Origin of the sequence: Actinomadura logoneensis (assembly GCF_003428695.1) — a bacterium.
In the GTDB taxonomy this organism is placed as follows: domain Bacteria; phylum Actinomycetota; class Actinomycetes; order Streptosporangiales; family Streptosporangiaceae; genus Spirillospora; species Spirillospora logoneensis.
In genome coordinates this window covers 1-5,173 of sequence record NZ_QURH01000843.1, presented here as the reverse complement: position 1 = coordinate 5,173, position 5,173 = coordinate 1, and the positions used below count along the sequence as shown (strand labels likewise).

Annotated in this window: 5 protein-coding genes; 2 read left to right on the top strand and 3 right to left on the bottom strand. The window is 73.7% G+C overall.

The window, feature by feature from the left end:
• Positions 1 to 173 precede the first annotated feature (173 nt).
• Both DZF91_RS28680 and DZF91_RS28675 read left to right on the top strand, forming a co-directional pair.
• The gene (locus tag DZF91_RS28680) at positions 174 to 815 is read left to right on the top strand and encodes a PadR family transcriptional regulator (RefSeq protein WP_158588071.1); all 642 of its coding nucleotides are present in this window, start codon (positions 174 to 176) and stop codon (positions 813 to 815) included.
• Positions 812 to 2,428 (top strand): DHA2 family efflux MFS transporter permease subunit, encoded by a 1,617-nt coding sequence (locus tag DZF91_RS28675; protein ID WP_117360239.1) that lies wholly within the window; start codon positions 812 to 814, stop codon positions 2,426 to 2,428. Before DZF91_RS28680 ends, DZF91_RS28675 begins: the two co-directional genes overlap by 4 nt.
• A 228-nt stretch (positions 2,429 to 2,656) precedes the next feature.
• Here DZF91_RS28675 and DZF91_RS28670 read toward each other — a convergent pair whose 3' ends face one another.
• Genes DZF91_RS28670 through mshB form a run of 3 tightly spaced genes read right to left on the bottom strand, consistent with a single transcriptional unit; the run spans position 2,657 to position 4,892 of the window.
• Positions 2,657 to 3,250 carry a flavin reductase family protein gene (locus tag DZF91_RS28670; RefSeq protein WP_235834634.1) on the bottom strand — a complete coding sequence of 198 codons (594 nt, stop codon included), beginning with the start codon at positions 3,248 to 3,250 and terminating at the stop codon, positions 2,657 to 2,659.
• Positions 3,251 to 3,262: 12 nt separating this feature from the next.
• Positions 3,263 to 3,976, bottom strand: coding sequence for a DUF6113 family protein (locus DZF91_RS28665; protein ID WP_117360238.1), 714 nt, complete (start codon positions 3,974 to 3,976; stop codon positions 3,263 to 3,265).
• 25 nt (positions 3,977 to 4,001) lie between these two features.
• On the bottom strand, positions 4,002 to 4,892 hold the full coding sequence (gene mshB / locus DZF91_RS28660) for an N-acetyl-1-D-myo-inositol-2-amino-2-deoxy-alpha-D-glucopyranoside deacetylase (protein WP_117360237.1): 891 nt from the start codon (positions 4,890 to 4,892) through the stop codon (positions 4,002 to 4,004).
• Between the last annotated feature and the right edge of the window lie 281 nt (positions 4,893 to 5,173).

The following is a 5,173-nucleotide window of genomic DNA, read 5'->3' as shown; positions in this document are numbered from 1 at the left end:
GGCCGCCGCCGGACGACGACGTCCGGCGGCGGCCTCCTGGCGTTCCCCGGCCCCTCCGGGCGGGCATGAGGGTGAGACCACCGTCACGTCCCTGGCACGGCGGAACCGCGCTGACAGATCAGTCACCACGGATTAGTCTGAGTGGACTAATCCGTATCAACCAAAGACGGCTGATGTCCCGAAAACTCACACCTCTGGCGCTGACCGTGCTGCGCATGCTGTGCGACGGGCCGATGCATCCGTACGAGATGCAGCAGCGCATCCGCCTGCACGCCTACGACCACGCGGTCAAGGTGACGCACGGCTCGCTGTACCACACCGTCGACCGGCTGGCCTCGTCCGGCCTGATCGAGCCCGTGGAGACCAACCGCGAGGGCCGCCGGCCCGAGCGGACGGTGTACGCGGTGACGCCGTCCGGCAGGGACGCCGCGTGCGACCGGCTGGCCGACCTGCTCTCCGCGCCGAGCGAAGAGTTCCCGCTGTTCGGCGCGGCGCTGGCGTTCGTCCCCCTGCTGTCCGAGCAGGAGGTCGCGCGGCATCTGCGCAACCGCGCGGTGGTGCTGGAGGCGCTCGTCGCCGGACAACAGGCGTCCTACGACTCGCTGCGCAAGCGCGGTCTCGGCCGGCACCGGCTGCTGGACCTGCAGCTGAGCATCTCCCGGCACCGGGCCGAGCTCGACTTCACCCAGGCCCTGGTGGCCGACCTCGACGCCGGGCGCCTGGTCTTCGACGACGACCTGGACGCGCCCTGCGCGCAGCGACCCCCCTACGACAGCGTGCCCGGCCACGGGGCGCGCGCAGAGGAGAACGAATGAGCAAGTGGCGGGGAAACCCCTGGGCGGTGCTGCTGACGCTGTCCCTCGGGTTCTTCATGACGCTGCTCGACCTGACGATCGTCAACGTCGCCATCCCCAGCATGATCGACAAGCTGCACGCCTCGCTGGACGAGGTGCTGTGGGTCACCAACGCCTACATCCTGGTGCTGGCCGTCCTGCTCATCACGGCGGGCCGGCTCGGCGACCTGTGGGGCAAGAAGAACCTGTTCATCGCCGGGGTCGTGCTGTTCACCCTGGCCAGCCTCGCGTGCGGGATCGCGCAGGACCCGACCCAGCTCATCGCCGCCCGCGCGGTGCAGGGGCTCGGCGCGGCGCTGCTGATGCCGCAGACGATGTCGATCATCATCGCCACCTTCCCGCCGGAGAAGCGCGGCGCGGCGCTCGGCGTGTGGGGCGCGGTGGCGGGCGTCTCCACGATCGCCGGCCCGACCGTCGGCGGCCTGCTGGTCACCAGCTTCGACTGGCGCTGGATCTTCTTCGTCAACCTGCCGATCGGCATCCTGGTGCTGTCCATGGCCGTGCCGATCCTGCCCGCCCACATCCCGGGCGTGCGGCACAAGTTCGACGTGCTCGGCGTCGTGCTCGCCACCGTCGCGCTGTTCTGCCTGGTGTTCGCCCTCACCGAGGGCCAGAAGTACGACTGGAACGTCTGGATCTGGGCGCTGATCGGCGTCGCGGCCGTGCTGTTCGTCGTCTTCCTCGTCCAGCAGAAGTCCCGGCAGAGCCGCGAGCCGCTGGTGCCGTTCGGGCTGTTCAAGGACCGCAACTTCACGATCCTCGCCTTCGTCGGCGCGGCCGTCTCGGTCGGCATGGTCGGCATGTTCCTGCCGATGAACATCTACCTGCAGTCGGTGCTCGGGTTCAGCGCCCTCAAGGCGGGCCTGGTGATGGCGCCGTCCTCGGTGGTGTCGATGTTCCTCGCGCCGGTCGCGGGCAAGCTCACCGACAAGATCGGCGGCCGGTTCATCCTCATGGGCGGCCTGCTGCTGTACGGCGTCGGGATGCTGTGGATGGTGGCCGTCGCGGGCACCGACACCCCGTGGACGGCGTTCCTCGGCCCGCTGGTGGTCTCCGGCATCGGCGTCGGCGGTGTGTTCGCGCCGATGGCGACCGAGGCGACCCGCAACGTCCCGCCGCGGCTGGCCGGCGCCGCGTCCGGCGTGAGCAACACGATCCGCCAGATCGGCTCGGTGGTCGGCTCGGCGGCGGTCGGCGCGATCCTGCAGAACCAGCTCGCCTCCTCGCTGAAGGACGAGGCGGTGCGGCGCTCGCAGGGTCTCCCCCAGCCGTACCACGACAAGTTCGTCGCGGGCTTCTCGAAGGCCGCGAAGGGCGGTCTTGAGGTCGGCGCGTCCCAGCACGGCGGCGGCCAGAAGCTCCCGCCGGGCACCCCGCAGAACGTGGCGCACCAGATCCAGGCCCTGTCGGGCCAGGTGTTCGGGCACGGCTTCGTGCACGCGATGCGGCCCACGATGCTGCTGCCGGTGGCCGTGATCATGGTCGGCGCGTTCGCCTGCCTCGGTGTGAAGGGCTACCGGGGGGCCGGGAAGTCCGACGCCCTCCGGCCGCAGCCGGAACCCGCCGCGCACTGACCCGCCCGGCGGGCACCCGATCCCGCCGAACGTGCCCCAGTCGGCGAGAGGCCCGGGACGACGCTCCTGTCGTCCCAGGCCTTTTCGCTGTCCGCCGGACGCGACACGACATGGCGCGGTGCGGCACGGCTCGCGGCGACGGCACGGCGCCGCACGGCGCGGCACGGCGCGGCGCGGCGCGGTGCGGTGTGCGGTGCGAGGCGGTGCGAGGCGGTGCGGTGACGGGGGTCAGCGGGCGATGCGGCGGTAGCGGCCGTCGTGGAAGATCAGCGGCTCGGCGTCGGGGTTCGGGACGTCGAGCGACAGGACCTCGCCGACCACGATGCTGTGGTCACCGGCCGGGTGGACGGCGTGGGTGCGGCACTCGACCGCGGCGAGCGCCTCGGACAGCACGGGCGCGCCGGTCACCGGGCCGCGGTGCACCCGGTAGCCGTCGAGCTGCCCGGCGATCGGACGGCCCCGGGTGGCCAGGTGCTCCGACGCCGCCCGCAGCCCGTCCGGCAGGACCGAGACGGCCCAGGTGCCGGAGGCGAGGACGGTGTCGTGGAAGCGGGCCGTCCGCTCGGCGCAGAACATGACGAGCAGCGGGTCGAGGGACACCGAGGTGAAGGCGTTCACCGTCATCGCGTGGTCCACGCCGTCGTCGACGGTGGTCACGATCGCCACGCCGGTGGCGAACCGTCCCACGACCCGGCGGAACAGCCGGGGGTCGGGCGCGGCGCCGGGGACGCTGGACCGGGGGGACGGGGGCTCCGCGGCGAAGGGGTCCGTGGCGAGAGGCTCGGGGCAGGGGGGCTCGGTGCAGGGGGGCTCGGTGCTCACAACGCCCTCACACTACCCGCGGGTATGGCCTCCGCCTCCGGGGAGCCGCTGTCCGGTGAGCCACTCTCCCGGCGCGCGGCCGGTCGGCACCACGGCGATCGCGACCAGCCCCGCGACCAGGCCGCCGACGATGTAGACGTAGCCGGCGGTCGTGCCGGGGACGACCAGGTCGCCCTCGGACCGCTTGGACGACATGACGAACGTCACGATCATCCACGCGGCGGCCGGGAGCACCGCGCCCAGCTTCGTCCGCATGCCGTACCCCGCGCCGAACACCAGGCCGAACAGGACCGCGCACAGGACGATCGCCGGGAGCGGGAGCGAGCCGACCGTCCAGTCCTGGTGGAACGCGCCGAACAGCCCGTAGGCGATGCCGAGCAGGAAGAGCACCCCGTAGGCCGCGCCGGAGACGACCGCCTCCAGCCCGGGGCTCGGCCCCACCGCCGGGCCAGGCTCCAGGGCTGACTCTGCGGCGGACTCCGGGGCGGGCTCCGCGGCAGGCTCTGAGCCGGGGGCTTCGTCCGGAGTGCCGGAGCCCTTCGCGCCCGGTCCCGCATCCGCGGCCCGTCCGGCCTCCGCACCGGCCGCGGCACCGGCCTCCGGACCGGCCTTCGCACCGGCGTCCGGAGTCGCGCCCGAGCCCTTCTCCGGGGCGGATGCGGGGGTCGCGCGGGTCGGCGGCGCGGGCTCGTCCGCGCGCCGCTTGGGGGCGTCGTCCTCGTTCACGCGGACAGCCTAGCCAGGGCCGCGCTCAGGAGAGCCCGGCGAACAGGTCGGTCTCCCGGCCGCCCGGCCCGACCGGGCCGCGCTCGCCCTCCAGCAGGACGAAGTACTCGGTGCCGAACGCCTGCTGGCCGAGGTTGTTCGACAGCGCGAAGAACGGCCCGGTCTCGGGGGGCGCGACGGTGATCTGGGTGCGGTGCGCGCGCAGCGCCGCCAGCTTGGCGGGCAGGTGCGGACGGGCGTCCACGACGGTGGTGATCAGGTCGTCCGGGACGCCGGAGCCCAGCTCGTCCAGGGTGGCGACGCGCGGGAACGGCAGCCGCGCCTCCCGCATCACCGCGATCGCGCGGACCAGGACGGTGCGGGGCGTCGCGTAGGCGTACAGCTTGGCGACCCGCCACGGCTCGCGGCCCTCGCCCGTGAAGGACGGGTCGGCGGCCAGCTCGAAGGCCCGGCGGGTGACGCGGTGCGCCTGGATGTGGTCGGGGTGGCCGTAGTTGCCGCGGTCGTCGTAGCTGACCACGACCTGCGGCCGGACCTCCCGGACGATCTCGGCGAGCGCCCCGGCGGCCTCGTCGGGGTCGGCGCGCCAGAAGCAGCGCGGGTCGTCGTTGGTGGGGGCGCCCATCATGCCGGAGTCGCGCCAGCGGCCCGGGCCGCCGAGGAACCGGTGGTCGGCGACGCCGAGGGCCGCGCAGGCGGCGGCGAGCTCGCCGATCCGGAACTCGCCGAGCCGGTCCTCCCCGTCGGCGGCCAGGTGGCGCAGGTCCGCCGGGATGATCTCGCCCTCCTCACCGAGCGTGCAGGTGACGAGCGTGACGTGGGCGCCCTCGGCCGCGTACTTGGCCATGGTCGCGCCCGTCCCGATGGACTCGTCATCGGGGTGGGCGTGCACGAACAGGATGCGCGGCTCCTTCATGACCGATGAGCCTACTAACGCGCGGGACCTTTCTCGGCTGCCACCCGGCCCCGCGGGGTGCGCGAATCGTCACGCTCCGGACGTGACCGTCGTCACGTCCGGAGCGTCCGGAGCTCCGTGGCCCGTGGACCGTGGCCCGGCGATCCCGTGGGCCGTGGGCCGTGGGCGTGCGCCGTGGCTGGGTGAGCGCCTGGCCGTGGGCCGTGGCCCGAGGGCCGGGCCGCGGGGTCCTGGGGCGGGAGGGTCAGTGGCCGCCGGTGCCGCCACCGCCGGCGCCGCCG

Excerpts from the sequence above, each read along its gene's own strand:
- DZF91_RS28675 (WP_117360239.1), top strand. The coding sequence starts at position 812 with ATGAGCAAGTGGCGGGGAAACCCCTGGGCGGTGCTGCTGACGCTGTCC.
- DZF91_RS28680 (WP_158588071.1), top strand. The coding sequence starts at position 174 with ATGTCCCGAAAACTCACACCTCTGGCGCTGACCGTGCTGCGCATGCTG.
- mshB (WP_117360237.1), bottom strand. The coding sequence starts at position 4,892 with ATGAAGGAGCCGCGCATCCTGTTCGTGCACGCCCACCCCGATGACGAG.